Origin of the sequence: Cognatiyoonia sp. IB215446, assembly GCF_033963825.1 — a bacterium.
Taxonomy (GTDB): Bacteria; Pseudomonadota; Alphaproteobacteria; order Rhodobacterales; family Rhodobacteraceae; genus Yoonia.
Genome location: NZ_JAXBMD010000002.1, coordinates 1,074,410 through 1,099,077, shown reverse-complemented (window position 1 = coordinate 1,099,077; position 24,668 = coordinate 1,074,410). Strand labels below are relative to the sequence as shown.

Here is a 24,668-nt window from a genome sequence, read left to right as displayed (position 1 = left end):
ATGTTGAAGGTGAACAGGTTTGTTATGCGGCGCACTCAGACGCTCAAGGCGGGCGTTCTGGGCTTTGCGCTGGGTTTTGGCGGCGGTGCTGCAGCCCAGGATTTTACCGCCGGGAAAGTCGCGCTCGAGATGGAAGCGGGAGAACAATTCAGCTTCGTCGCGGGGATGATCGAAGGCATGGCCCATGCTCGTTTGCGAGCCGATGGCAATGCATCCGATGGTATGGCCTGTATCTATGCGTGGTTCTATGAAGATGAGAGCGCCTACGACAACATCCTTGCCGCCTTTGTAAGGTTTGAAGATCGCACACCGGGTGCGGTGCTTGACGCCCTCATTCAACGGAGATGCGGGGCATGATGGCAGATTTTGACACAGCAGTTTATGTGGCCGAACAGGCCGAAGCAGTCAGAGAGGCAAAGCTGGAAGAAGCAGCTTTCCGGCGGGTGGATGAGCGGATCGCGAAAAAAGAAGAAGACCGGGAAGAGGCCCGCGCCGATGCAGATCGGTTGCTGGGCGTCATTGTCGCGACCCAGAGCCTAGATCAAGTGGAACGCAGGCGACGTCTTGAAGACCGCCTCGACGCTCATCAGAGCGCCGTTGTCGATGCCTTGCTGGATAACCAACGCCGTCTTGATGAGATGAATGAGCGGTTGGATGTCCTGCTCGAAGAGGCATATGAACTGCCTGATGGACGCAAGGTGTTCAAATCCGAGGATGGGATTTCGGTTTATGACGCAGATGGCAATCAGATCGACGACGCTGAGATCGATCCAGATGTCATTCCCGAGGGCCATCCGTCATGGGAGACATACAGGGCAGCGCGGGAAGAACGCATTACGCTGGAAGAAGAACGCGCCGAATTGACGGATTATCAAGAGAAGCTTGATGAGGCTGACGCCCTGATCCGGCGCGGCGACCTCGCCGAAGATGACTTCGCAGAACTGGACAGCCTGCTGAACGATGACGTGCCGGACGCGCTACGCCCAACACTGCTCGAATCTGACCCAAGTTATCGTTCAGCCGTGATATCGTCTGAGTATGATGTATCGCTTGATGTCAGCGATTTTGTTGTCCCCGCGACCAGCATGAAAAACGGAATGTAAATAAGGCAGTTCTGCAACTCGGACAAGCTGAGTTCTACGGGCAGCGACTCCGCTGTAGTAGCTGTCAAACCGCCGTCAGGTCATTCAGAAGATGAAGGCGCGTGTTGAGAAAGGCTACTACGTCTGGAACGTGCCGCCACGCGGCTACTGGTATGAAACCAAGCGCGGCGAAGGACGGGTTCTAGTACGGGATGAACCGTTGGCCTCAATCATTCAGGAGGCTCTAGAGGGCTTTGCGACTGGGCGGTTTGAGACCCAGGTCGAAGTGAAGCGGTTTTTGGAAAGCAAGCCTGATTATCCAAAGTGCCGATCAAACGGACATGTCCGCAATCAGCACGTCAATGATATGCTCACGAACGTCACCTATGCGGGATATGTCGAGGCCAAGTGCTGGGATGTTCCCCTGCGAGAGGGACAGCACGAAGGCCTGATCTCGCTTGCAACCTTCGAGAAAATCCAGGAACGCCTCAAAGCGAAAGCCAAGGCCCCAGCGCGGAAAGATATCAGCGAAGACTTTCCGCTGCGCGGCTTTATCCTTTGCGATGACTGTGATCATCCGCTGACAGCCTGCTGGTCGAAATCCAAAACTGGCAAACGCCACCCTTATTACATGTGCGCTCAAAAGGGGTGCGAGAGTTATCGTAAGTCTATACGTCGTGATCAGCTGGAAGGTGACTTTGAGGCTTTGCTGCAAAATCTAACGCCAGCAAAAGGCGTTTTCGAGATCGCCAAGGCGATGTTTGCCGATGCCTGGAACCAACGCCTTGAACATTTGAACCAAGCTGCTGAAACACTACAGCGGAGGCTCAGCGAGATTGAAACGAAGATCGGGAGCCTGCTGGAGCGCATTCTGGATGCGTCGAACTCGCGTGTTATCTCGGCCTATGAAGAGAAGATCAGCGAGCTGGAACGGCAGAAGCTGCTAACGCAGGATCAGGTCGAACAAAGCAACGCTCAAAAGTACCCATTCGAGGAGTCGTTCGAACTCGCCTGTAAGCTCTTGGCAAATCCCTATAAGCTTTGGAAAAACAATGACTTAGGCAGCATCATCACAAAGCGCGTGGTGCTTCGCCTAGTGTTTTTGGAGGGTTTGGCGTATTCCAGAAAAGAGGGCGTTCGAACCCCGCAAGTATCTGAACCATTTAGGTTTTTTCAGGATTTTAGCCAAAATGGCGAAATGGCGGACAGACAGGGATTCGAACCCTGGAGACGGTCTCCCGCCTACACACTTTCCAGGCGTGCGCCTTCGACCACTCGGCCACCTGTCCGTGCCGGGCGGTTTAGCGCGCCCTGCCCCCATTTTGCAAGACCCCAACATATGTTTGTGACTGTGGTTTACGCCGCACGTGCAGCACCCGTATAACAGGCTTATCCTGTCAAAGAGCAATTCGCGCCATGCTGCATGATCCACCCAAGGCCAATAGCCCCGAACGTCGCTCTGACGTGGCCCGGTTGCAGACCGGCGCGTTGGTCATCATTGCCTTTGCGGTGGTCTTGTTTTTGCTGGTGCAGGCACGCTTCATTCTGATCTCGCTGGCCACGGCAATCATCCTTTTCAGCCTGACAAGTGACGTGATCAGCTTTATTGCCCGCCAGCGGATTGGCCCGTTTCGTATTCCCAATACCCTGGCAAGTATCGCCGCAATGGTGCTGATTTCAGCGGCGCTTTTGACGCTCACGTCGATATTGCTGGCGCAGGTCAACACTGTCCTCGTGACCACCCTGTCCTACACCGAACAAGCCCCATCGGCCATTGCGTCGCTGTTTACCTGGCTGGGCCCGGACAGCGAGCAAGCCATATTCAATGCAATGCGCTCCTTTGATGTGTCGAGCTATCTACGCACGGCTGCCGGACAAGCCAGCGGGATGACGCAGGCCACCGTGCTGATCATCCTCTTTGTCGGTTTTCTCTTTGCGGAGCGGATCTGGTTCGAGACCAAGTTGCAGAACTTTGTCGGCGACCCCGAACAAGCCAAACGCATCGGTAAGATCATCCAATCGATCATCCACCGCGTGAACTACTACCTGCTGGTCAAGACCGTGATCAGCCTGGTCACCGGGGCGATGATCTATGTCGTCGCGCGCTTCTTCGAATTGGAGCTGGCCGCGGCTATCGGGATCATCACCTTTGTGCTGAACTTCATCCCCAATATCGGTTCAATTGTTGCAACGGCTTTGATCGCGCTAATCGCGCATGTGCAATTGGGTGATCCTGCGACGACCGCGATGATCTTTACCATTGCCGGCATCATTCAGTTTGTGAATGGCAGTGTCATTGATCCGATGCTGATGGGCCGCGCCTTACGGCTGTCGTCATTCGGCATTATTCTGTCCCTGGCTTTCTGGGGGGCAGTCTGGGGCATTCCCGGCATGTTCCTGTCGGTGCCGATCATGGTGATGCTGCTGGTGGTCTGCAGCCATGTTCCCGGCTTGCGCCCCTTCGCGATCCTTTTATCACGCGAGGGACTGCCAGAGTCCGAGCGGATGCTGGACCAGGCGCCTCGCGATCTCTTAATGCAGGATCAGTACAAGGACTAGTCCGTCGCCGGTTTGCCGGCCAAGGGCTGACGCGCGTAGTACGTCACGTCTTCGGTAAAATACTGATAGCTATCCGCGTTCTCGATCGCGCGGCGCGGGTAATCCACGGCCATCTGGCTGCATTCGCTGCGGGAATAGCAGTGATCCCACGTATCTGCGACTTCGAGGAAATGAGAGATTTCATGCACCATCGTGCCTTCGCGCGTGCCATTGTCGCTGCGCCGTTCGCCGGGTCGCAATGCCGTCAGTGGCGGCAATTGAAAGAATGGCGGGCAGACATGGACCTCGAACGGGCGATGCGGATAGACCCAGGCGTATTCGCCCGCGCTACAGCTGGGATCGGTGGCGCGATGGCACTCCGTTGTGACACCACCGCTACGGATCGCGGTGATGACGGATTTGAGTGTGGCACGCACAACCTCGGCATTAGCGTCCGAATAGTCACCAAACCACCGGCGATATTCAGGCGTGTCCCCGACCCGCGCTGCTGCAACGAGCGTGAGGTCCTTGGCATTGCGCAGCGCATCGTTGACGATGCGCGCCTCATCCTTACCGCAATCGATAAGGGATTGCGCCATTGCGGGCCGTGCCAGCCCAAGCATCAAGATCACAAGAAGACCGAACCGTACCATCGCCCTACTCCAAATGCAGATAGACGCGCCGGTTCTGGCGGCCTTTCTTTTCGATCTTGCCAAGTCGGATCTGACCAATCTCATCGGTGTTTGCCACATGCGTGCCGCCGCAGGGCTGCAGGTCAGCGGTTTCAGCGCCTACGCCAATACGGATCAGGCGGATTTTTCCGCTGCCCCGTGGCGGCTGCACCGACATCGTTTTCACGAGGTCCGGCTGCGCATCCAGCTCTGCATCCGTGATCCATTCTTCGCGCACATCCATGTTGCAGGCGATCAGCCGGTTAAGATCGGCGGCAAGCACCTCTTTATCCTCGGGCGCATCGGGCATGTCAAAATCGAGCCTGCCTTTTTCGGTGCTGATCGCCCCGCCCGATACCGGCAGCGGGATCACCACCGACAGAAGATGCAGCGCGGTATGAACGCGCATATGCCTGTAGCGCCGGTCCCAGTTCAGCTTTTGGGTGACCTCAGCACCAATAGGCGGCAAGGGCGATGGTGTGGCAGGCAGATGCACCACGTCGTCCCCCTCGCCTTTCACGGTTGTGGCGATTTCCAGTGTTCCGCCATCCCACGACAATGTCCCGCTATCGCCCGGCTGCCCGCCGGAGGTCGGATAAAACAGCGTCTGATCCAGGATAACGCCCCCTTCCGAGGTGATCGCGGTGACTGTCGCTGGCGCCTCTCGCAGATAGGCATCTTGCCGGAACAAGAGTTCGGTCACGCGGTTTCTCCTTTCAGGGCTTCGGGGTTGCGCAGCCAAATATCACGCTGGGCAAAGGGAATCTCAATGCCCGCAGCGGCGAATTCTTTGGCAATGGCGTGATTCATTTCCGACTTCACGGTGAGTACATAGTTCACATCGCGCAAGATCGCGCGGATTTCGAAATCGAGCGAATCCGCGCCAAATCCCTGAAACAGAACCGCTGGCGGCGGGGTCATGACCACTTGCGGATGCGCCTCGGCAATGCCACGCAAAATCTCGGTGACCTTGTCCACGTCAGAGCCATAGGCGACACCTACCGGCACGATCACGCGCCCTACCAGATTGCCCCGGGTCCAGTTAGTCACCTGCCCGCTGACAAGATCCGCATTGGGGACAATCACATCAGTCCGATCAAAGGTCTCAATCCGCGTGGACCGGACTGAGATTGCGCGCACATAGCCCATCTGCCCGCCCACCTCGATCCAATCGCCTTCGCTGACCGGGCGTTCGATCAACAGGATGATGCCAGAGACGAAGTTCGAGACGATGTTTTGTAGACCAAAGCCGATCCCGACGGACAATGCACCGGCGACAAGAGCAATGTTTGACAGATCAATCCCCGCACTAGTGATCGCGATGATCGCCGCAAGGATAATCCCGACATAGCCAAAGCCTGCCACGATGGCGTTCTGTCCGCCGATATCAAGACGCGTGCGCGGCATCACGGAGCGGCGCAATGTCCCTTGAATGAACCGCGTCAGCAGATAACCAATGGCAAAAACGAGGATGAACGCCAGGAAATCTGTCGGCGAAATGCGCGTCTCACCCAAGGCAAAGCCTTCGCGAAAGCGTGTCCAGATCTCGATGAGGTCGTCAACCCGGACACCCCAGATCAGCGCGAAAACAGGTAAGCTGATCAAGTAGATCACAAAACTCAGAAAGACGGGCAGAAGTGCAGCAAAACCCTTGGCCGCTTCGTCCGTGGCACGTGGCGTTGTCACATCCTGCAGTACTCGCTGGACCAGCAACACCACGCCCGCCAACCCAAGCGACGACAGCGCCGGGATCAGCAAAGCCGCCCCCGCAGCACCAAAGCCAAAGGCAGCGGCAACAGGCGCTGCAACTGCAGCAATCGTGCAAAACCGCCCTATCAGCCCACGCACACGGCCTTCTGAGACGATTTCGCCCGGAATAGGTTCAGGCTTTGTCCGTAGCACAGAACCAAAGCGCCACAACAGAACACCCATGATTACCATCAACGGCCAATCAATGGCTGCGCGTGGGCCCGGATCGATATCCATCGTTTGCAGCGCGTTCGACATCAGTGCCCAAAGGGCAAGCATCCATCCGAGGGCCAATGAATAGCGCCGTCCAGATGCGCGCGTGCGGATGTCATGACCTAAGTAACCCGCATCCGCCCCGACGGGGAAAATCAACCGGCTCAACCACCAGGCAAAGAGCACGACGAACCCTGCCTCAGGCAGTGCCTCGACCACATCATCTCCTCGCAGACCAAAGATGTCGAGCGTGGTCAAAGCCTCCGACAACGCCACAAGCCCAATGGTGGGGATGAGCAATTGGGCCAAAGACAGGATGAAGAGCCAGACAGGCGCAAACCGGCGATTGTCCCGGCGCACCTGCTGGCGCCATGCAGTCAGACGCCGTCGAAACAGGCCTAGACAGGCAAGGGCCACCAGAAAGAGAAGGATCGCCCTTGGCAATCCCGCGATCAGGCGGCCCGCGCCCCATTGCTGTTCGGTACGTGCGCTGGTTTCGACACCGATCACCTGCACCAGATCCCACAACGCCGCTACAGCCCCCGCCGCATGCGCGGGGTTTAGTGGTGTTGGCCCACGCTCGGTGAGAGCCGCTGTCTGACGTTGCAAAAGTTGTGCATCGAACTCGCCGATCAGCCCGTTCGCACGCGCATAGGCTTCCTCGGCCAGAAGGCGTGGCGCGATCAGTTCCTGCAGCTGCGCCTCCAACGCCGCACGGCGCTGCCCGATCAGCTCGGACTCCTCACCACTATCCGGCACCGCACCCAAAGCGGCCAGTTGCGCCTCAACCGTCGCAATGCGGCCCGCATTAATCGACGTGCGCGCGAGGAAGATGTCGCGCCAGGAAACCAGTTCAGCTCGCAAACGATTGAGTGCAAATTCCGAGGCGTCGTCGCGCGCGGCGAGTTGCTCGGCACGCTGGGCGATGCGTTCCCAACTCGCCTCCTCCTCCGCGGTTTCAACGCCAGGTTCCGTTGCTGTTTGCGCAGCGACGCCAACAGGTGCAAGACATAGCAACCACGAGGCTACCAGCGCTGCGAAAACGCGCAGGATCATACGTTTTCAAAAACCGTGGGCACGTCTTTGTCCGCCTCTAACCACGCAGGCACGGGCAAGCCTTTAGAGCGCAGAAAGTCAGGGTTGTAGACCTTTGACTGATACCGGGTGCCATAATCGCATAGGATCGTCACAATCGTATGGCCCGGCCCCATGTCACGGGCGAGCCTGATGGCACCCGCGATGTTGATGCCGGTGGAGCCCCCCATGCAAAGCCCTTCATCAGCCAGCAGGTCAAAGACAATCAGCAGCGCCTCGGCATCCGGAATCTTGTAGGCAAAATCAGGTGTGAAACCTTCGAGATTTGCTGTGATCCGCCCCTGCCCGATCCCCTCGCTGATCGAGTCTCCGGCTGGCGGCACCTCATTGGTGAAAAGCTTGTAAAGGCCCGACCCGTCCGGGTCAGACAGGGCGACCTTCACACCCTTGGGCTGCAGAACAGTCGCCACCCCCGCAAGCGTCCCGCCAGAACCACACGCACACGTAAAGCCGTCAACCTTCCCATCCGTCTGCTCCCAAATCTCAGGACCGGTCGTTTCGATATGTGCCTGTCTGTTCGCGACATTGTCGAACTGATTGGCCCAGACCGCGCCATTCGGTTCGGTTTTGTTGAGCTCTGCCGCCAAGCGGGCGGAGTATTTGACGTAATTGTTGGGGTTTGCGTAAGGGACGGCGGGAACTTCAACCAGATGTGCGCCGGCAACACGCAGCATGTCTTTCTTCTCCTGACTCTGCGTCTCCGGGATCACGATCACCGTCTTGAAACCCATGGAGGCTCCAACCAACGTGAGGCCGATGCCGGTGTTGCCCGCTGTGCCCTCAACAATCGTCCCGCCCGGTTTCAGATCACCGCGTTCAATCGCATCCTTGATCATAAAAAGCGCTGCACGATCCTTGACCGATTGGCCGGGGTTCAGGAACTCTGCTTTACCCAGAATAGTGCAACCCGTCGCCTCGGACGCGGCGCGCAGTTTGATCAGGGGGGTATTGCCAACAGCGTCGACAAGGTCTTGTCGGATAGTCATCTGCGCGCCTTTCATTGTCTGGTCTTCTGTGTAGGACCGGACCAGAGCGACATCAAGTCAGGCTGCGCAAACGGTCGCGATGACGCGCGAGCCAGTAGAGCAGATAGAAGAGCGGGCCGGTGCCGATCTCGCCGGTATCAAGCAGGTCCATCGCGGCATCGAATGACATCGGATGCACACGTATGTCCTCGTGTTCGCCCGGTATGCCGCCAAAGTAAGGCTGGTCCATCGGCAGATCGCAGAGACCGACATAGGTGTAGTAGTAATCCGTGCTGGCCCCCGGCGAGGGGTAGAACGATCCCGTATGTTCCACATGAGTTAGCGTCACGCCCGCCTCTTCGACCGCTTCACGGCGCGCGGCATCCTCTGGGGTTTCGCGCGCATCAACAATCCCCGCCACGGGTTCGAGCATCCAGGGGTTTGGATCATGCCGCATAACTGGTCCCATGCGCAATTGCTCGACCATTATCACACGGTCGCGGACCGGGTCGTAGGGGAGCAGGACCGCCGCATCGACGCCCATGAAGATCTCACGCGACAACAACGGGCTTTGTCCGCCTTGAAACTGCTTGTGGGTCACCTCAAAGGGTTGGTAGCGAAAAAAGGTACCATTTGGCGGGTACATATGCGCGATACTGATGTCACCATCTTCCGGGGTGTATCGATGTGTCGCCGGCCCGGCAGTTGCACGGTGTTTGGACCATGCCCGGTTCTCAATCATTGGCCACATGGCGCGCAACGTGATTTGGTCCGGCAGTGGATTGTGGGAAAAAAGCTCTCTTGCAGCTAGAACCGTAGGAGCCTCATGCTGAGCGCACCAACCAGTGAAGGACCAGTCCCCATCGCTCTCTAGCGCCGCATCCGGCATGTAGCAGGCAACATTCCGCTGTCCCTCTTCGGTGGTCACGATTACGGAACACCTGTGATAGCCAAAGGCCCCTTCAAAAAGATCAAGCCGCGCAATTTGATTAGCACTCAGCCCGGCAAAGACGACGCCCTTGGCGGCGGCGCCCTTTAGCGGACGGATCAAAGGCACGACGTGATCTTGCAGGCGAAAGACGCCGTAATCGGCCAGTTGCGCCGGCTCTGTTGCTGGAACGGAGCCGCCTGCCACCGCCTGCATCAGCGTGGTTGATTGCAGGGTTCCGTAGATGAATAAATCCATCTGCGTCAGGGATACTTTTTGCCGAAATACTCTGCGACGAGTGCACAGATGATACCGCCGAAAATCAGCGTCGCAAGAAAGGTTACATCAAGGAATTGCACCGCATGTTCGATCATCAACTCAAACATCCCTACCAGCGCGTCCATCGGGCCATCATACCGGTTGCGCAAAGCGTTTGAAATCATCTGATTGCCGCCGAGGGCAAACACCACGCAAAATGAAAACGCGCCGATTGTGGTCAGGCCATTACTGACGGCATTGACATATCCCTTACCCGTCCGGCTGCCACAGACCGTCCAACCGATAAACAATCCAAAGGCAGCACACATCGGCAAAAGATATGCAGGCGGCCGTTCTTCGGGAAAGAACGGGGCCATGATGCCGCCAATATACCAGCCGAACAGGGCAAAGATGACAGCACCTGCAAGACGTCCGGCGGTGGGCATAAGGTCAGTCCTTGTCTCGGGTCCGTGGACGGCGTGTCAGGTGCCGCGGCTCACGGTGATCTGCGTTACATCGCAGTTTCGGCTATCAAATGTCGCCGCACAAGAGGTCAGATAAAAATCCCACATGCGCTTGAAGCGTTCATCAAAGCCCAAGGCCGCCACCTGATCCCACTTTTCATTGAACGTGTCGTACCAACGGCGCAGGGTCAGGCCGTAGCTGGAGCCAAATTCGACAGAGCCTGCGACATTTAATCCAGCCTTTTCAATCTCTTGGCGCAGGATGGCAGGACCGGGCAGCATCCCGCCGGGGAAGATGTATTTCTGGATGAAATCGACACCCTTGCGATATCCTTCCCAGCGTTCATCTTTGACCGTGATGATCTGGAGTGTTGCGTTCTTGCCCGGTTTCAGGCATTCCCGCACGGTTTTGAAATAGGTTGGCCAGTACTTCTCGCCCACAGCCTCGAACATCTCGATACTGGCAATGCCGTCATAGCGGCCCTTCTCATCCCGGTAGTCCTGCATCTTGATCTCAACCATATCGGACAGCCCCGCGCGGGCAATGCGTTCAATGGCATAGTCGTGCTGTTCCCGGCTGATTGTCAGGCCGGTCACCTTGATCCCGCGCTCTTTGGCGGCGTATTCTGCAAAGCCGCCCCAGCCGCAGCCGATCTCAAGCACATGATCACCGGGCTTTGCGCCCATCTGGTCAACCATACTGGCATATTTTGCCTTTTGTGCGGCTTCGGTGCTTTCCTGACCAGTCTCAAAGATGGCCGAAGAGTAGGTCATCGTGTCGTCCAGCCACAGACCGTAGAACTCATTGCCCAGATCGTAATGGTAGCTGATGTTTTTCTTCGCCTGCTTTTTGGAGTTGCGCTGCATCCAGAAGCGCAGTCGCTCATAGGCGCGGACCAATCGCTGCGCCGGAAAACCGTCATAGATGTGGTCGGCATCGTCGTGGATAAAGTCCATGACGGCCATCAGATCAGGCGTGGTCCACCAGCCATCAAGATAAGCCTCGGAAAAACCCATATCTCCTTCGCGGATCGTACGCGCGAATAGGTCATCGTTATGCACATGCACTTCGGCGACATGGCCCGGCTTTGGCCCCTCCGCGCGGAATTTGCGCCCATCGGGCAGCACCAGGTCCACGCGCCCCTTGTTAAGGTGTTTGATCTGCTCAAACACCTGCGCAAAGTAACGTGGCAGGGCCGTTTGCCCTTCAGTACTGGTCAAGATCATGTGTGTTCCTGTCGTCATATCGTTCTTATGCGGGGTTGACCCGCTTTGTTCATGTTGAGGTTACCTATAGATACGGCGAAGTCACGGAAAACGTTCAAATTTTATTTGATCACTCCGTGAAGCCTTAGAAATCACGGGCTTCGTAAGCTGCAAGCGCACGCTTGCGGCCCACATCAGCAGCGACAACCGGATCAGGATAGCGGTCGTCCGGCGTCATGCCCCAATGCCGAGGGATCATCTGAAAATAGGATAACGCCGGATCAGACGGTGTTCTGGTCCCTTCCGCGATCCAGCGTTTAACATAAGCCCGGTCCTTGTCGAACTTGTCGAGCTGCGTGACCGGATTGAACACCCGGAAATATGGCGTCGCATCTGGGCCAGAGCCTGCTGACCATTGCCAGCCCATTGCATTGCTGCAGGGATCCCAATCGATGAGGCAATCTGCGAACCAGTCCATCCCGATCTTCCAATGGCTGAGCAGATGTTTGGTGAGGTATGATGCGACAATCATCCGTCCGCGATTATGCATCGTGCCTGTCACATACATCTCGCGCATTGCAGCATCGACAAAGCGGATGCCTGTTCGTCCGCGCTTCCAAGCAGTGACCTCCGGCGTCTCATCAGTATTCCACGGGAAGGCATCCCAATCCTCTTTCCAGTTGTCGCTAACGATCCGGGGTGTGAAATGCGCGAGGTGATAGGCGAACTCGCGCCAGACCAGTTCCTTGAGGAACACTTCCGCATCCGTCTTGCCCTCATGCAGCGCACGCATCCCCGCATGCCAGCAGACACGCGGGCTGATCTCGCCATAGGTCAGATTTTCAGAAAGACGGGATGTGCCAGACACCGCCGGTAAATCCCGGTTCTTGACATAGGAGTGGACATTCCTTGCGATAAAGGCGTCGAGCCGCGCGGTTGCCGCATTTTCACCCACCCTGCAGTGGCGCATCAGATGCTCGGCACCGCGCTGCATCGCGGCGCCCATGTGCCAATCCGTCAGATCGTCCGAAGCTGGCCAGCCTTCAGGTGCGGGGATGCGACCGGGTGTGGGCAAGGCCGGTGCCACCTCCCTGCCCCGCACGGCGTTCCACATGGGCGTGTAGACCTTGTAGAAGCCACCCGTTTTCGTCTGCACCGTCCAAGGTTCAAAAAGCAGATGACCGGCAAAGCTTTGCACATCCAGTCCATCCGCTTTTAGCGCCGCCTTGACGTCGACATCGCGCGCCTTGCTCGCAGGATCATATAGCCGCGACCAATAGACCGCTCCGGCACCGGTTTCCTTGACCAATGCACGCAAGGTGGCAAGTGCAGTCCCCTTCCGGAGGACGAGCTTGCTTCCCTGCTCGCCCAGCACCTTTTGCAGATGCGCGACGGCCAAGCCGAGCCGCATCTTCGGCGCACCCCCCAAGTCAGCCACTTGATCATCGTGAATGAAAACCGGGATGACGGGCCGCCCTGTCGCGCAGGCAGCGGTTAGTGCCTCATGATCGCTCATTCGCAGGTCGCGCCGGAACCACAGGATGATCGGGGAATTGCTCATCAGACCTCCATACGGAGACGTCATGCCCCGCTTACCGCCCAGCACCTAGCGCGCCGATCCACGCGTCAAGAAAGTAGTGCAAAAGCAAAGGCCCCGCCGCTTGCGCGAACGGGGCCGTTGTTTGTTAGTGACGCCCTACTCAGCAGGCGTTGCGACCGCATCCACGGTCACCGAAGGCACACCTGCCGCAGCGCGGCGACCATCGTTCCAGATGGCCTTGATCAATGCCAAACACATCAGCGCCATCACGATGGAGAATGGCAAGGCCCCGATCACCATCGCGGTCTGGATCGCCCCCGTGCCGCCCGAGAGCAGCAAGCCCCCGACCACAAGTGCCAAGGCCGCACCCCAGAACATGATGTGAGGCCGTGCCTTTGGCCCTTCATCACCGGCCGCATTGATCGTGTTCACGATCAGGACAGCCGAGTCAGCCGAAGTGACTAGGAACGTCATCAACAAGACCACGATCATCACGGCCATACCCCATGCCAGCCATTCGCTGATCGGGGCCAGCATGAATTCGGTCATGGCAAAGATCTTGTCGCCATTGCCCGCATTCAGGATCACGCCATTCGCGTCTCCGTTCAGTTCCAGATCCACGGCTGTGCCACCTGCCCAGGCAAACCAGACAAAGCACATCAGGGCCGGTACGATCATTGCGCCGAGCACAAACTCACGGATCGTCCGCCCACGCGAAATCCGCGCAAGGAACAGGCCCACAAAGGGTGCGAAAGCGATCCACCAGGCCCAGTAGAACACCGGCCACCAGCCCTGCCAAGTGGTCAGGCGGTTCTCCAACGTGCCGTCGAATACGGCAGCGATGTCCGCTTCGGACACGGCAATACCATTCTCTGTCATCGAGGCGGTCACGCCCTCAACCGATGCACCAGGGCTAGAGAGCGCTGACAGAACCGATTGCGCATCAGCGGCTGGCAGGTTCTGGATCGCAGCGGGTGCGGTGGCAACAAAGGCATCAAGCCCCACACCGGAATAGACCTGGAATGACAGGCCCGGGAACGCGACCAGGTAATCCCAGATGCCCACAAAGAACGCGGACGCCCCGAACCATGTCGCCCCGAACATGATGAAGAAACCAAGCAATATGATCGAGAGGACCATGTTGATGTTGGACAACCATTTGATGCCCTTGCCCACACCAGAAAGGGCAGACAGCGTCGACGCCCCCATGATAACAAGCAAGGCCACAACGATGCCAAGCGTATTCACAGTGCCGCCGATGTTGGCTCCGGCGGCATCCACCGCTCCAGCAGGATGGACCAGTCCGCCAATGCCGATCCGTGTCAGGCCTGCAACAAATTGATCAACACCAAAGCCCAGCGTCTGCGCGACGCCAAGGATCGTTGCAACCACCGCCACGATATCAATGATGTTACCCAATGTGCCCGACAAAGCCTTGCCAAAAAGCGGTGTCAGCGATGACCGGATGGTCAGAGGCAGACCACGGCGGTAGCTGAAAAACGCCAGTGCAAGACCGGCAATGGCGTAGCAGGCCCAGGCACCCAAACCCCAATGCATGTAGGACCAAATATAGGCGGTCCGCACGTTGTCCTCTCCAAGCGGCGTCGTGATACCCGCAATCGTCGATGGGTTCTGCCCGAAATGCGCAACCGGCTCTGCCACCGCCCATGTCAGCATCCCCACGCCAATCCCTGCGCCAAACATCATTGAGAACCAGGAAAAGTTCGAAAACTCCGGCTCTTCCCCGTCCGCGCCAAGTTTCAGTTTGCCACCCGCGGGCCAAAGGGCAAGGCCCAGACAAACCACGACGAATGCCGCGACGACCCAGATATACCACGCCGCAAACTGCGCCAGAATGGCGGAGTTCCAGTCACCGAGGATCCGCCCCGCTTGAAGCGGCCAAAAGATGCACCAGACCACCAGAACACTGATGATAATCTTACTGACGACCGTCACATTTACGCTGAACCCACGATAAAAGCCGCTATCTGCGGTCCTTATCGGCAGATCCGATAGAGGAGGTTGAATGGCCATAATTGTTTCCCTGTTGGCTGTTTTATGACAGAACTATAACAGGAAGACGCGACAAAATAACCCGGATTTGCGCCGCGTTTGTCGCATGAAACGACGCTGCAACTGCACGATTTCTTTTGCAATCGCAGCATTTTGGCACTGTGAGAGGAGCACATTTTACACCTGCTTTCAAATGCGCAGGCGCCTCTTCAGAATACGCAAACTGGAAACAATTCCGCGCTACGCGTTCACGTCAACGACAACGCGGCCTTTGACCTGACCCTTCAGAATACCACGCCCAAGGTCGGGCAAATCTCCCAAAGTCGCGGGATGGATCATAGCGTCGAGCTTGTCCATCGGCAGGTCCTGGGCGATCCGCTCCCACGCACGGACACGGTTCTCATAGGGTTGCATCACACTGTCGATGCCCAGCAGGTTCACGCCCCTTAGAAGGAACGGTATGACGGTTGCGGGCAAGCCTGCGCCACCGGCAAGGCCCACCGCCGCGACAGAGGCACCATACTGCATCTGGCCCAACAGGCGCGCGAGCATCTCGCCGCCCACGGCATCCACGCAGCCGCCCCACGTCTCCGCCTCAAGCGGGCGTTTTGTGGTTTCATTAAGCTCTTCACGCGCGACGATCTGCGTCGCTCCGAGTGATGTCAGATAATCGGCAGTTTCCGGGCGTCCTGTCACAGCGGCAACTTGATGGCCCAGCTTGGACAGGATCGCAGTCGCCACCGATCCAACACCACCCGCCGCACCCGTAACGAGCACCGGCCCATCCTTGATGCCATGGTCTTCCAGCGCCATCACCGCCAGCATCGCGGTAAAGCCCGCCGTACCCACCGCCATGGCGTGCCGTGTATCCAGACCGGCAGGCAGCGGCACCAACCAGTCGGCCTTTACCCGCGCCTTTTGGGCGTAACCACCCCAATGAACCTCACCTACGCGCCAGCCAGTCAACACCACCTTGTCGCCGGGCTTGTAGCGGTCATCGTCAGACGCCTCGACCGTTCCAGCAAAGTCGATCCCCGGCACATGGGGATAATTGCGGACAAGACCACCGCCCGGACCGATGCATAGCCCATCCTTGTAATTCACGGTGGAATACTCCACAGCCACGGTCACATCCCCTGCAGGCAATTGATCCAATCCAATTTCCTGCACCGCAGCGCTGGTTTTTCCGTCTTCGTTCTTTTCAACGACGAGTGCCTTGAACATCTTGTTCTCCTTGGTGGTCCACCACCTTCTTGGTTTTAAGCGTGCGTCCGCCGGATGTTCCGGAGCGGTCGATTGGGACTAGTGCCAGAAATTATCGTATACCGTTGCGCTGTTGACTCCGTCTTGGGTATGGACGTCCAGAACGGTCCCCTCGTCCCAATGGGTCATACGCACCATCCCGATCGCGACATTTGTGTTGTAATCCGGGGATTTCGCGGCAGAGGTCACCTGCCCCACGCGCTTGCCCTTGGCCATCAGCGGCCAGACGCGGTCACAAGGCGGAAGATCGCCATCAATCGCGATAGCACGGACCTGCTGCGTCGGGCCTTCCTTGGCCACACGCAACAGCGCATCGCGGCCCACGCAACCAATGGCCGTCTGCGTCGAGCAAAACCGCCCCAGCCCGCATTCATGCGGCGTGTTTTCGCGGGTCATATCATTGCCGTAGGAGAGAAGCCCGGCCTCAATCCGCTCAATCAGGTTGGGGCAGCCCGCATGAACATCCAGATCCCTCCCTGCTTCAAAGAGCGCGTTCCAGAGCGGCATCCCATTTTTGGTTCCATCCACATAAATCTCGAACCCGCCTTGCTTGGAATAGCCAGACCGCGCAATCGCCATGCTGACACCCTGAAAGTCGAACCAGCCAAAACGGAAAAACTTGGTCGCCCGAACTGCGTCGCCAAAAACACGCGACATCAGTTCATCCGCCTTTGGCCCTTGTACAGCGAGAGGTGAGATATCCGGCTCATCCACCAGCACGTCGAGACGATAGCCATAGGCCAACGCCTTGACCCACAACAGCAAATCACTATCGGCAATGGAAATCCACCACCGGTCCTCGGACAGCTTCAAGCCCACCGGATCATTGAGCATGCCGCCCGTTTCGTCAACAATCGGCACGTAAAAGCACTGCCCCGGCAGCATGCCGCGCAGATCGCGGGGCGTGAGCATTTGCATCAGGCGCGCCGCCTCCGGGCCGCGCAATTCTACCTGTCGCTCGACCGCGACATCCCAGACCTGCACCGCAGATTTCAGATGGTGATAATCTTCTTCCACACTGCGAAAAACCGTGGGCAACAACATGTGGTTATAGACGGTGTAGCCCTTGACGCCGGCGGCTTCGACACCTTCGGTGAACGGGGTGCGCCGGATGCGGCGGGATGGCGCGATGGTCGCCATCAGGCATCCTCCGGCATGAAGGGGATGTCAGTATCATTGGGCTTTTGCCCCGCCGCCGTGAGCATGGCGTGGACCTGACCGCGATGATGGGTCTGGTGGTTGAAAAGCTGCATGATGCAAATCGCTTTCGGCTTTGACATCTGCTTTTTCATCGCCCCCGAGTACCATTCCATATCACCAACCAGATCGACCGCATGCAGGCTTTGCGACCATAGTGTGATCCGCGCATCCATGCGAAACCGGTCTGCCGCCCAAACGGCAGGCGTCGGCGCCATCTCAAAACTGTCTTCGATGCTCATGGAGGGATCCGGGGCTTCGCCACCGTCGAAGCGGCTCATCCACAACATGTCGCCCCACAAGAGATGATTGAGCGTCCGCATGATCGAGCCGAAGAACGCCCCGCGATCGACATAGAGATCGTCATGGCTCATTTCCGGGATCATCTTGCGCAACCCATCATTCTGCCAGGCATTATAGCGCGCCATGGTCTGACAATACTCAGGCGTAATCATGGCTTGGGGCCTTTCCAGTCGATGGGGCAAATCTCGGCTGATTTGCCGCCGAAATCCCAGACGCGCCCATAGTCGCGCACGCGGGACTTTGTGCCTTGTGCTGCGATGATATCGGGACCCATCCAGTATTTGGAATTGGTGACCATGACCGGATGATCGGGGCTTGCACCCTTCATGGTCTCAATCTCGCCCTGGATCTTCCGCCCGATATAGATGCCGCGCTTGTCGCCATCGCGCACAATCTCGACCTTTTCGCGCTCCGCGCCGATGATCTCAGAGACCAGCATCGTGAAAAGACCGGTCGTGCCGCCTGCCACGCCGCTGAAAATCTTCAGGATGCCGTTATACGCCTTCTGTGTGCTACGCTCGTCCACATAAGCCGCAACCTTCCAGTTGCCCTCCGCCATGCGGCCCGGAATATCGACGAGCAGGCCCACATTCAGCCCATCGAGCGGCTCCCCCTCAAAATGCCCTTCATCAATGGCGATGGCCATCCAGGCATGGCAATGCCCTTCAGTCGGGGGATGCGCGCCAAGGCTGACGACGCAAGGACAGAAGACGGTGCAGGAACAATTCAGGAACAGCTCGCCCTTGATCGCCCATTCGGTCGGCTTCATCTTGCGGCGCAGCGGGTTGCTGTCCATCCGCTGATCAATCCGTTGCGAGATCGGCAATCGGTCACTGGGTGCGCGTGTCTTCTCTGCCATATCTCGTTCCTTTCTTCAGAAAACCGCCAACGCGACGCCAGCGCCGATCAGCGCGACCCCGGTTGGCTTGATGATCTTGTGCCCGATATCAGGCAACTTTTCGAACACCATCAGGAGCGTGGCGAGGCCCATCCACAAAAGGCTCATCACACCGCCGACAAATCCGAGCGCCATAAAGCCCCAGCAACAGACCACACAAAAAGCGCCCAAGCCCAGCCCCATGCGCAAGCCACCATAGAAACCCGTCTTCCAGTGGCCGAGGAAATAGGTCATGGGCGCATGGCACACGCCGTGGCAAACTTCCTTCACGCGAGTGAATTGGAAGGCTCCGACCGCGATCAACAGCGCCGCCGACAGCCAGGTTGGCCCAATGCCCAGCATGTTGATCACACCGCCGAAAAGCAGCGCGAGTTGCACGCCCGTGATCGCTGCGGCAAACGCAACCCAGACGATGAAATATCCCAGCAGCACGCCCAGCCAACCGGCCCGCGTGCCATCCGCACTGACCATCAACCGCTCATATGTCGTCAGGGTCGGCACCAGCGTCGGCAGCATCATCGCCGCCATCATGATCGCCCACATCGCAAACAAGGGACCGAACCGCGCCATGGGCATGTCCATTGGCATGCGCGGGTCCATATCCGCCATCGCCTGCCCCATCGGCCCCGGACGCCCGATCCAGTCCAGATCCATGTCCATCGCCATGACATACATCATCCACCACGCGGCCAGGATCGCGCCGAAAAACGCCAGCCAGAGCGATGAGCGGATCAAATGCGGCACCGGCGTCCTCCCAAACGCGACTCGAGACTTGCGCAATCATATGTCAGACGTTTAATTGTCTGACAAATGAAAATTGACCCCGCTAATCCTGCCGATCTGTCGGCACAAATCGCCAAGGCGATCCGCGATGCGATCATCTCTGGCGCCTTGCCCGTAGATGAGCGTTTGCCCTCCGAGGCGGAACTGGCCGAGCAATTTGACGTCTCGCGCCCCACCGTGCGCGAGGCGCTCAAACGTCTGGCCGCGCAATCGCTGATCCGCACGCAGCGCGGTGCTACCGGTGGCGCCTTCGTAAACCGGCTGCGGTTCGAGGATGCATACGGACAGCAAATCACGACCTCGACCCTGCTTTTGTCGATGAACGATGTGAGCTTTGCGACGGCATGCGAGGCGCGCTACGCGCTCGAACGGGCCTGTGCCCCGCTTTCAGCCGCGCGACGCACCGCCGACCATCTCGCCACCATGCGGGCCGAAGCGCATCGGCAGTCGCAGCCGGGCTTGACGGATGAAGCCTTCTGCGCCTCTGACGTGGCCTTTCACCGCGCGCTGGTGGATGCTGCTGGCAACCCGGTTCTATCTTACCAACTGGCGGGTGCTGTTGAGGCCATGCAGCCCTTGATGAACATGATCACCTTCAGCGCCCGTGATCGCGAACGCATCATCGCGCTTCACACCGCCATCGCCGACGCGATTGAGGCGCAGGACAGTGCGCAAGCTGATGAAAATCTCGCCAATCTGGCCGCATATACCCAGGAATTGGCTCAGGATGTCATCGCAAAGCGCGCGGCGAAAGCACGCGAGAAATGACCCTTGCCGTTGCCCCGGCCCGCCCCTAATTTTCGCTGCAAAGTTCAATCGGGAGAACCAGCCATGAAATTCACCACGCTTTTGGGCGCTGCCTCAGCCACGGCGCTTGCCACAGCCGCGGCGGCACAGGACGCAGAGCTGCTCGTCTTTGATTATTCGGGTTTCGAAGACCCCGCCTTTCATCAGGATTACGTCGAAAAGCACGGGGACAGCCCGACTTTTGCATTCTTCGGGGATGAGGATGAGGCGTTTCAGAAAATCCGCGCGGGATTTGAGGCCGATGTTGCCCATATCTGCGCGGGGTCCGTCACACGCTGGACCGATAGCGGGATTATTGAGCCGTGGGATACTTCCCGCATCCCGGCCTATGGTGACCTCGACAGCAATCTGACGGGGGAAGATATCGGCGGCGGTGCCACCTACTTCATCCCCGTCGATTTTGGCTCGACCGCGATTGCTTACAATCCTGACGAGGTCCCAGCCGAGGACGTAGCCACGCTCGACGTCTTCAAGAACCCCGTCTATGCGGGCCGCCTCACGCTGCCTGACAATGTCGATGACGCCTATGCGCTCGCCTATCTCGCAACAGGAGTGGACAACTGGGCGACCGCGACCGATGCGGAGTTTGAAGCCGCCTCCAACTGGCTGCGCGAGGTACATCCGAACCTGCGCACATACTGGACCGACCCGGCTGAACTGGCGCAGCTGATGTCTTCAGGCGAAATCCTGGTCAGCTGGGCCTGGAACGAGACTTATCCGACCATGAAGGATGAGGGTCGCCCCATCGGATTCCAACGCGAAGCAGCGGAAGGATCATCGCTATGGCTCTGTGGTTATGTGAACCTCGTCGATGGTCAGGGGGTTGAGGACAAGGCCTATGATTACATCAACGCGATGCTCGCCGAATCTTCGGTCGTGCCGTTGCTTGAGGCAGGCTATGGCTCTTCCAACGCCGCAGCCCTGACAGGCGTGCTGACCGAGGAAGACCTGGAAGCCGCCGGTTTGGGCGTCATCGACGTGCCGGTCCTCGCGCAGTTGCCGATGAGTAATGAGATGCGTGAGCGGCAGGCCGAGACGTTCGAGCTGATCAAAGCCGGGTTCTAAGCATTCCGCGATACAGATTGACCGGGCGGTGTCTTTCACCGCCCGTTTTCTTTGTGACGTCCGATTTGGCCCTGTCATCGCAACCAACTGATCTGCATCAAAGCGACGCAGGGATGCTGCACTACTCTCCGCTTGAATAACAGGAGAACATGATGCCAGCTGCCACGAACAAAACCGATCTTCGCGCCGTCACCGAAAAGGATTTTGCGAAACTTGCCAAATTGTTAGAGGGCATTGATGAGGCGACCGCCTATATCCCTCATGACGATACCACCATCAAGGATGTGGTCGGTCACAGGGCCCATTGGACCGAGATTTTCTTTGACTGGTACAATGACGGAAAGGCCGGAAAACCGGTGTACATGCCCGCCAAAGGGTATAAATGGAACGAGTTGAAACGCTACAACGCGGATCTGCGGAAACGCCAAGCCGATCTGTCCTGGGAAGACGTGCAAAAGATGCTGCATGACAGCCACAAGAAGCTGATCGATTTCATCGACACGCACAGCGATGCGGAGCTCTATGGCGGGCCGATGCCAGGCGGCGGCAATAACAAATGGACAACGGGCCGCTTCGCCGAGGCATCCGGGCCCAGCCATTACCGCTCTGCCGCGAAATACATCCGCGCCGTGATCCGGGCCAACACATGATACTCCGCGGGATCATCACAACGATCCTGCTTGTGGCGCTGACGCTTGTCAGTTTCGGCCACCAGACCCTGTCGCCGCAGACCGAGGCGCAAGTCGATGCCTACATTCTGGCGGGCGGCGATTGGTCGGATTTGTGCGGTGAAGGCGAAGACCCCCTCGCCCATGCGAGCAAATGCATGGCCTGCCTTATCGCACAGGCCTGCGCGCTGCCCGCACCTGCTGCGAACGCTACACAACTCTCGGCCAGTACGCCTGTGCGCTGGACACTTGCCGTGGAAACGGCCGTTCTGGCCGCTCCGCCTTCCTCCCATCCAGCACGGGCGCCGCCTTTCGTCTGATCTGAACGCACATCAAAATATCAGATCATCGCCGCAGCTCCGCCTGCGCGCAAAGCGAAAGACAAACCTATGAAAATGACGAAACTGGCCGCACTGGCCTTCCTCACCGCAATCGGAACCGCCGCTTCTGCTGACATGCAAATCGCCGATATCCGCGCCTTTGAAACTGCTCCAACAGCAATGGCAGGCGGCGGCTTCATGCAGATTACCAATACCGGCACCACCGATGATCGCCTTGTGGCGGTTGAGGCTGACTTTCCCCGCGTGGAACTTCATTCCCATGACTTCGACAGCGAAGGTATCGCACGCATGATCCACCTTGAAGACGGGATCGCAGTACCCGCCGGTGAGACCGTGACGTTGGAGCCCGGCGGCCTTCACGTGATGTTCATGGGGCTGCGCGGCAGCCCCCTTGTTGCTGGTGAAACTGTCGACGCCACGTTGATCTTTGAAGAAGCGGGGCCTGTCCCAGTGACCTTCGACATCGTGAAGCGCGACATGCAGCATGGGCATGGCCACAGCGAAGGCCACAATCACTAATTCACAAGGAGGCGGCATCAGCCCCCCTCGACACACCAAGGAGATTGCCGATGAAATCTGTTATCTTTGGCACCACAACACTGGCCGTCGCCGCGGGCCTCGGCATTTACGTCTGGCAGGCCCAGAACGCGACTGCGCACCCCTGCGGCGACACTGCCGTCGCCGGTGGCGCGATTGGTGGCCCGTTTGAGCTGATCTCGGAAACCGGCGAGACGGTGACCGATGCCGATGTTATCACCAAGCCCACACTGATCTATTTCGGCTATACGTTCTGCCCGGATGTCTGCCCGCTGGACACGATGCGCAACGCGCAAGCCGCTTATATGCTCGAAGACCAGGGGCTTGATATCGGGACCGTTTTTATCTCGGTCGATCCACCACGTGACACGGTTGAGGTCGTGCGTGACTTCACCGACAACTTCCACGAGGACATGATCGGGCTGACGGGCACACCGGAACAGGTCAAGGCTGCTTCACAGGCCTACAAGACCTATTACCGCGCGCAGGAAGGTGATCCGGAGTTCTATCTCGTCGATCATTCGACGCAAACCTACTTAGTGTTCCCCGAAACAGGCTTTGCGACCTTCTTTCGCCGTGACAACAGCCCTGAACAGGTGGCCGAAACCACGGCGTGTTTCATCGACCAGCTCGCCTAGCCTGAAGTGGCATGGCGTGATGCGCGATTTGTTGACCTAGATCAACTTGGCGGTTCTGGCATTCTGTCAAAACAGGCCAATGGATCATCTGACAAATCTTCGCAGACTCGGGCTGTTTGACGCCCGGGTCCCGCGCTACACCAGCTACCCGCCTGCCACAGCTTTTGACGCTCAGATCGGGGAAGAGTTTCAAAAGGATTGCCTGAAGCAACTCGACCCCGCGGAGCCTGTCTCTGTCTATATCCACATACCGTTTTGCGAACGGCTTTGTTGGTTCTGCGCCTGTCGCACCCAAGGAACCAGCACGCTGAAGCCCGTGGCGCATTACACGGAAGTCGTGAAGCAAGAACTGGCAATGCTGCGCGCCACGCTGCCCGATGGCGTTCGCATGGGGCAGATGCATTGGGGCGGCGGCACCCCCACAATCCTGCCGCCAGAAATGATCAAAGACCTCGCGGCGGCCGTGAAAGAGACGATCCCGCCTGCGGAGGATTTCAGCTTTTCGGTCGAGATCGACCCCACCCTCGTCGATCAGGTCAAGATCGACATGCTGGCAGCCATGGGCATGACACGGGCGAGCATCGGCATTCAGGACTTTGATCCAGAGGTACAAAGCGCCATCGGTCGCGAGCAGAGCTTCGCCGGCACACTGTCTTGCGTCGAGAGCCTGCGCGTAGCCGGGATACATTCGCTGAACACCGATCTGGTCTATGGCCTGCCCCATCAGACGGCGGAGCGGTTTGACGCAACCCTGGATCAGGTGCACCAGCTTGATCCTGACCGCGTGGCCCTCTTCGGCTACGCCCATGTGCCGACATTTTCAAAACGGCAAAAGCTGATCCCGAATGACGCCCTGCCTGATGAAGAGGCCCGCTATGCCCTCGCCCAACAGGCCGCGAAGCGCTTCAGCGAAGCCGGGTATCAGGCCATCGGGATCGATCATTTCGGCAAACCATCCGATGGCCTGACTAAGGCCGCAAATGCGGGGCATCTACGCCGCAATTTCCAGGGCTACACCGATGATACCTGCCCGGCGCTGATTGGCATCGGCGCATCCTCGATCTCGCAATTTGCGCAAGGCTATGTGCAGAACGCCGCAGCAACTGCCGCCTATAGCGCGCGGATTGAGGCGGGTAAACTGGCGGGGCATCGCGGCTATGCATTGACCCCCGCTGACCTTTTGCGTGCAGATGCGATCAATATGCTGATGTGCGATTTCGAGATCGACCTTTCCAAGCTCGGCGCTCATCCAAACGCCGAAGATCTTGTTGATGTGCATGCCAGCGTCGTAGGCGATTTCAAGGGCTACGTTGTCCAGGAATGGGACAAAATCCGCATTACCGAGGCAGGCCGCCCGCTCACACGGATCATCGCGCAGCGTTACGACAGCTTCAGCGATATCGTGGCGCAATACTCACAGGCTTCATAAGCACCATTGAACTCGGC

Annotated in this window: 24 protein-coding genes, 1 tRNA gene and 1 pseudogene; 11 read left to right on the top strand and 15 right to left on the bottom strand. The window is 58.2% G+C overall.

Annotated elements, in window-relative coordinates:
- Positions 1-24: 24 nt before the first annotated feature.
- The 3 genes and pseudogenes from SLH49_RS12970 to SLH49_RS22370 form a co-directional block, all read left to right on the top strand.
- A complete protein-coding gene (locus tag SLH49_RS12970) occupies positions 25-357 on the top strand; it encodes a hypothetical protein (protein WP_320269553.1) in 333 nt (110 codons plus the stop codon).
- Positions 354-1,103, top strand: a complete 750-nt coding sequence (locus SLH49_RS12965; RefSeq protein ID WP_320269552.1) for a hypothetical protein — start codon at positions 354-356, stop codon at positions 1,101-1,103. The genes SLH49_RS12970 and SLH49_RS12965 overlap by 4 nt, the downstream gene beginning before the upstream one ends.
- Positions 1,104-1,194: 91 nt before the next feature.
- Positions 1,195-1,734, top strand: a pseudogene (locus SLH49_RS22370) (recombinase family protein); the annotation flags it as partial.
- 547 nt (positions 1,735-2,281) lie between these two features.
- Here SLH49_RS22370 and SLH49_RS12955 read toward each other — a convergent pair.
- Positions 2,282-2,371 (bottom strand) — tRNA-Ser (locus tag SLH49_RS12955).
- Between the two features lie 127 nt (positions 2,372-2,498).
- Between SLH49_RS12955 and SLH49_RS12950 the strand changes: the two genes are divergently transcribed.
- Complete coding sequence (locus SLH49_RS12950; RefSeq protein ID WP_320269550.1) at positions 2,499-3,641, top strand: AI-2E family transporter; 1,143 nt, start codon at positions 2,499-2,501, stop codon at positions 3,639-3,641.
- Here the strand turns inward: SLH49_RS12950 and SLH49_RS12945 are convergent.
- From SLH49_RS12945 to SLH49_RS12880, 14 genes are all read right to left on the bottom strand, one after another.
- Complete coding sequence (locus tag SLH49_RS12945) at positions 3,638-4,273, bottom strand: M35 family metallo-endopeptidase (protein WP_320269549.1); 636 nt, start codon at positions 4,271-4,273, stop codon at positions 3,638-3,640. The two genes, SLH49_RS12950 and SLH49_RS12945, sit on opposite strands and share 4 nt — an antisense overlap.
- Positions 4,274-4,277: 4 nt before the next feature.
- On the bottom strand, positions 4,278-4,994 hold the full coding sequence (locus tag SLH49_RS12940; protein WP_320269548.1) for an alanyl-tRNA editing protein: 717 nt from the start codon (positions 4,992-4,994) through the stop codon (positions 4,278-4,280).
- Positions 4,991-7,309, bottom strand: coding sequence for a DUF3772 domain-containing protein (locus tag SLH49_RS12935; protein ID WP_320269547.1), 2,319 nt, complete (start codon positions 7,307-7,309; stop codon positions 4,991-4,993). Before SLH49_RS12935 ends, SLH49_RS12940 begins: the two co-directional genes overlap by 4 nt.
- The gene (locus SLH49_RS12930; protein ID WP_320269546.1) at positions 7,306-8,334 is read right to left on the bottom strand and encodes a cysteine synthase A; all 1,029 of its coding nucleotides are present in this window, start codon (positions 8,332-8,334) and stop codon (positions 7,306-7,308) included. Before SLH49_RS12930 ends, SLH49_RS12935 begins: the two co-directional genes overlap by 4 nt.
- 52 nt (positions 8,335-8,386) lie before the next feature.
- On the bottom strand, positions 8,387-9,499 hold the full coding sequence (locus tag SLH49_RS12925; RefSeq protein ID WP_320269545.1) for a gamma-glutamylcyclotransferase: 1,113 nt from the start codon (positions 9,497-9,499) through the stop codon (positions 8,387-8,389).
- Positions 9,500-9,504: 5 nt separating this feature from the next.
- Positions 9,505-9,945 carry a TrgA family protein gene (locus SLH49_RS12920; RefSeq protein ID WP_320269544.1) on the bottom strand — a complete coding sequence of 147 codons (441 nt, stop codon included), beginning with the start codon at positions 9,943-9,945 and terminating at the stop codon, positions 9,505-9,507.
- A 36-nt stretch (positions 9,946-9,981) separates the two neighbouring features.
- Positions 9,982-11,190, bottom strand: a complete 1,209-nt coding sequence (locus SLH49_RS12915; RefSeq protein WP_320269543.1) for a cyclopropane-fatty-acyl-phospholipid synthase family protein — start codon at positions 11,188-11,190, stop codon at positions 9,982-9,984.
- Positions 11,191-11,314: 124 nt separating this feature from the next.
- Positions 11,315-12,730: a deoxyribodipyrimidine photo-lyase gene (locus SLH49_RS12910; RefSeq protein ID WP_320269542.1), complete on the bottom strand. Its 1,416-nt coding sequence runs from the start codon at positions 12,728-12,730 to the stop codon at positions 11,315-11,317.
- Positions 12,731-12,865: 135 nt separating this feature from the next.
- Positions 12,866-14,743 (bottom strand): BCCT family transporter, encoded by a 1,878-nt coding sequence (locus SLH49_RS12905; protein WP_320269541.1) that lies wholly within the window; start codon positions 14,741-14,743, stop codon positions 12,866-12,868.
- Positions 14,744-14,962: 219 nt separating this feature from the next.
- Positions 14,963-15,946, bottom strand: a complete 984-nt coding sequence (acuI, locus tag SLH49_RS12900) for an acryloyl-CoA reductase (protein ID WP_320269540.1) — start codon at positions 15,944-15,946, stop codon at positions 14,963-14,965.
- A 78-nt stretch (positions 15,947-16,024) separates the two neighbouring features.
- Positions 16,025-17,125, bottom strand: coding sequence for a dimethylsulfoniopropionate demethylase (locus tag SLH49_RS12895; RefSeq protein ID WP_320269539.1), 1,101 nt, complete (start codon positions 17,123-17,125; stop codon positions 16,025-16,027).
- Positions 17,125-17,637 carry a DinB family protein gene (locus tag SLH49_RS12890; protein ID WP_320269538.1) on the bottom strand — a complete coding sequence of 171 codons (513 nt, stop codon included), beginning with the start codon at positions 17,635-17,637 and terminating at the stop codon, positions 17,125-17,127. The genes SLH49_RS12895 and SLH49_RS12890 overlap by 1 nt, the downstream gene beginning before the upstream one ends.
- A complete protein-coding gene (locus SLH49_RS12885) occupies positions 17,634-18,344 on the bottom strand; it encodes a DUF1326 domain-containing protein (RefSeq protein WP_320240227.1) in 711 nt (236 codons plus the stop codon). The genes SLH49_RS12890 and SLH49_RS12885 overlap by 4 nt, the downstream gene beginning before the upstream one ends.
- A 15-nt stretch (positions 18,345-18,359) precedes the next feature.
- Positions 18,360-19,127: a DUF2182 domain-containing protein gene (locus SLH49_RS12880; RefSeq protein WP_320269537.1), complete on the bottom strand. Its 768-nt coding sequence runs from the start codon at positions 19,125-19,127 to the stop codon at positions 18,360-18,362.
- A 66-nt stretch (positions 19,128-19,193) separates the two neighbouring features.
- Between SLH49_RS12880 and SLH49_RS12875 the strand changes: the two genes are divergently transcribed.
- From SLH49_RS12875 to hemN, 7 genes are all read left to right on the top strand, one after another.
- On the top strand, positions 19,194-19,934 hold the full coding sequence (locus tag SLH49_RS12875; RefSeq protein WP_320269536.1) for a FadR/GntR family transcriptional regulator: 741 nt from the start codon (positions 19,194-19,196) through the stop codon (positions 19,932-19,934).
- 63 nt (positions 19,935-19,997) lie between these two features.
- Positions 19,998-21,038 carry an ABC transporter substrate-binding protein gene (locus tag SLH49_RS12870; protein WP_320269535.1) on the top strand — a complete coding sequence of 347 codons (1,041 nt, stop codon included), beginning with the start codon at positions 19,998-20,000 and terminating at the stop codon, positions 21,036-21,038.
- A gap of 149 nt (positions 21,039-21,187) precedes the next feature.
- Positions 21,188-21,688: a ClbS/DfsB family four-helix bundle protein gene (locus SLH49_RS12865; RefSeq protein ID WP_320269534.1), complete on the top strand. Its 501-nt coding sequence runs from the start codon at positions 21,188-21,190 to the stop codon at positions 21,686-21,688.
- Positions 21,685-22,026: a hypothetical protein gene (locus SLH49_RS12860; RefSeq protein ID WP_320269533.1), complete on the top strand. Its 342-nt coding sequence runs from the start codon at positions 21,685-21,687 to the stop codon at positions 22,024-22,026. The genes SLH49_RS12865 and SLH49_RS12860 overlap by 4 nt, the downstream gene beginning before the upstream one ends.
- Before the next feature lie 69 nt (positions 22,027-22,095).
- Positions 22,096-22,566, top strand: a complete 471-nt coding sequence (locus SLH49_RS12855; RefSeq protein WP_320269532.1) for a copper chaperone PCu(A)C — start codon at positions 22,096-22,098, stop codon at positions 22,564-22,566.
- A gap of 50 nt (positions 22,567-22,616) precedes the next feature.
- Entirely contained in the window at positions 22,617-23,222 is a 606-nt protein-coding gene (locus SLH49_RS12850) for an SCO family protein (protein ID WP_320269531.1), read from the top strand.
- Positions 23,223-23,301: 79 nt separating this feature from the next.
- Positions 23,302-24,651 carry an oxygen-independent coproporphyrinogen III oxidase gene (gene hemN / locus SLH49_RS12845; protein WP_320269530.1) on the top strand — a complete coding sequence of 450 codons (1,350 nt, stop codon included), beginning with the start codon at positions 23,302-23,304 and terminating at the stop codon, positions 24,649-24,651.
- Positions 24,652-24,668: the final 17 nt, after the last annotated feature.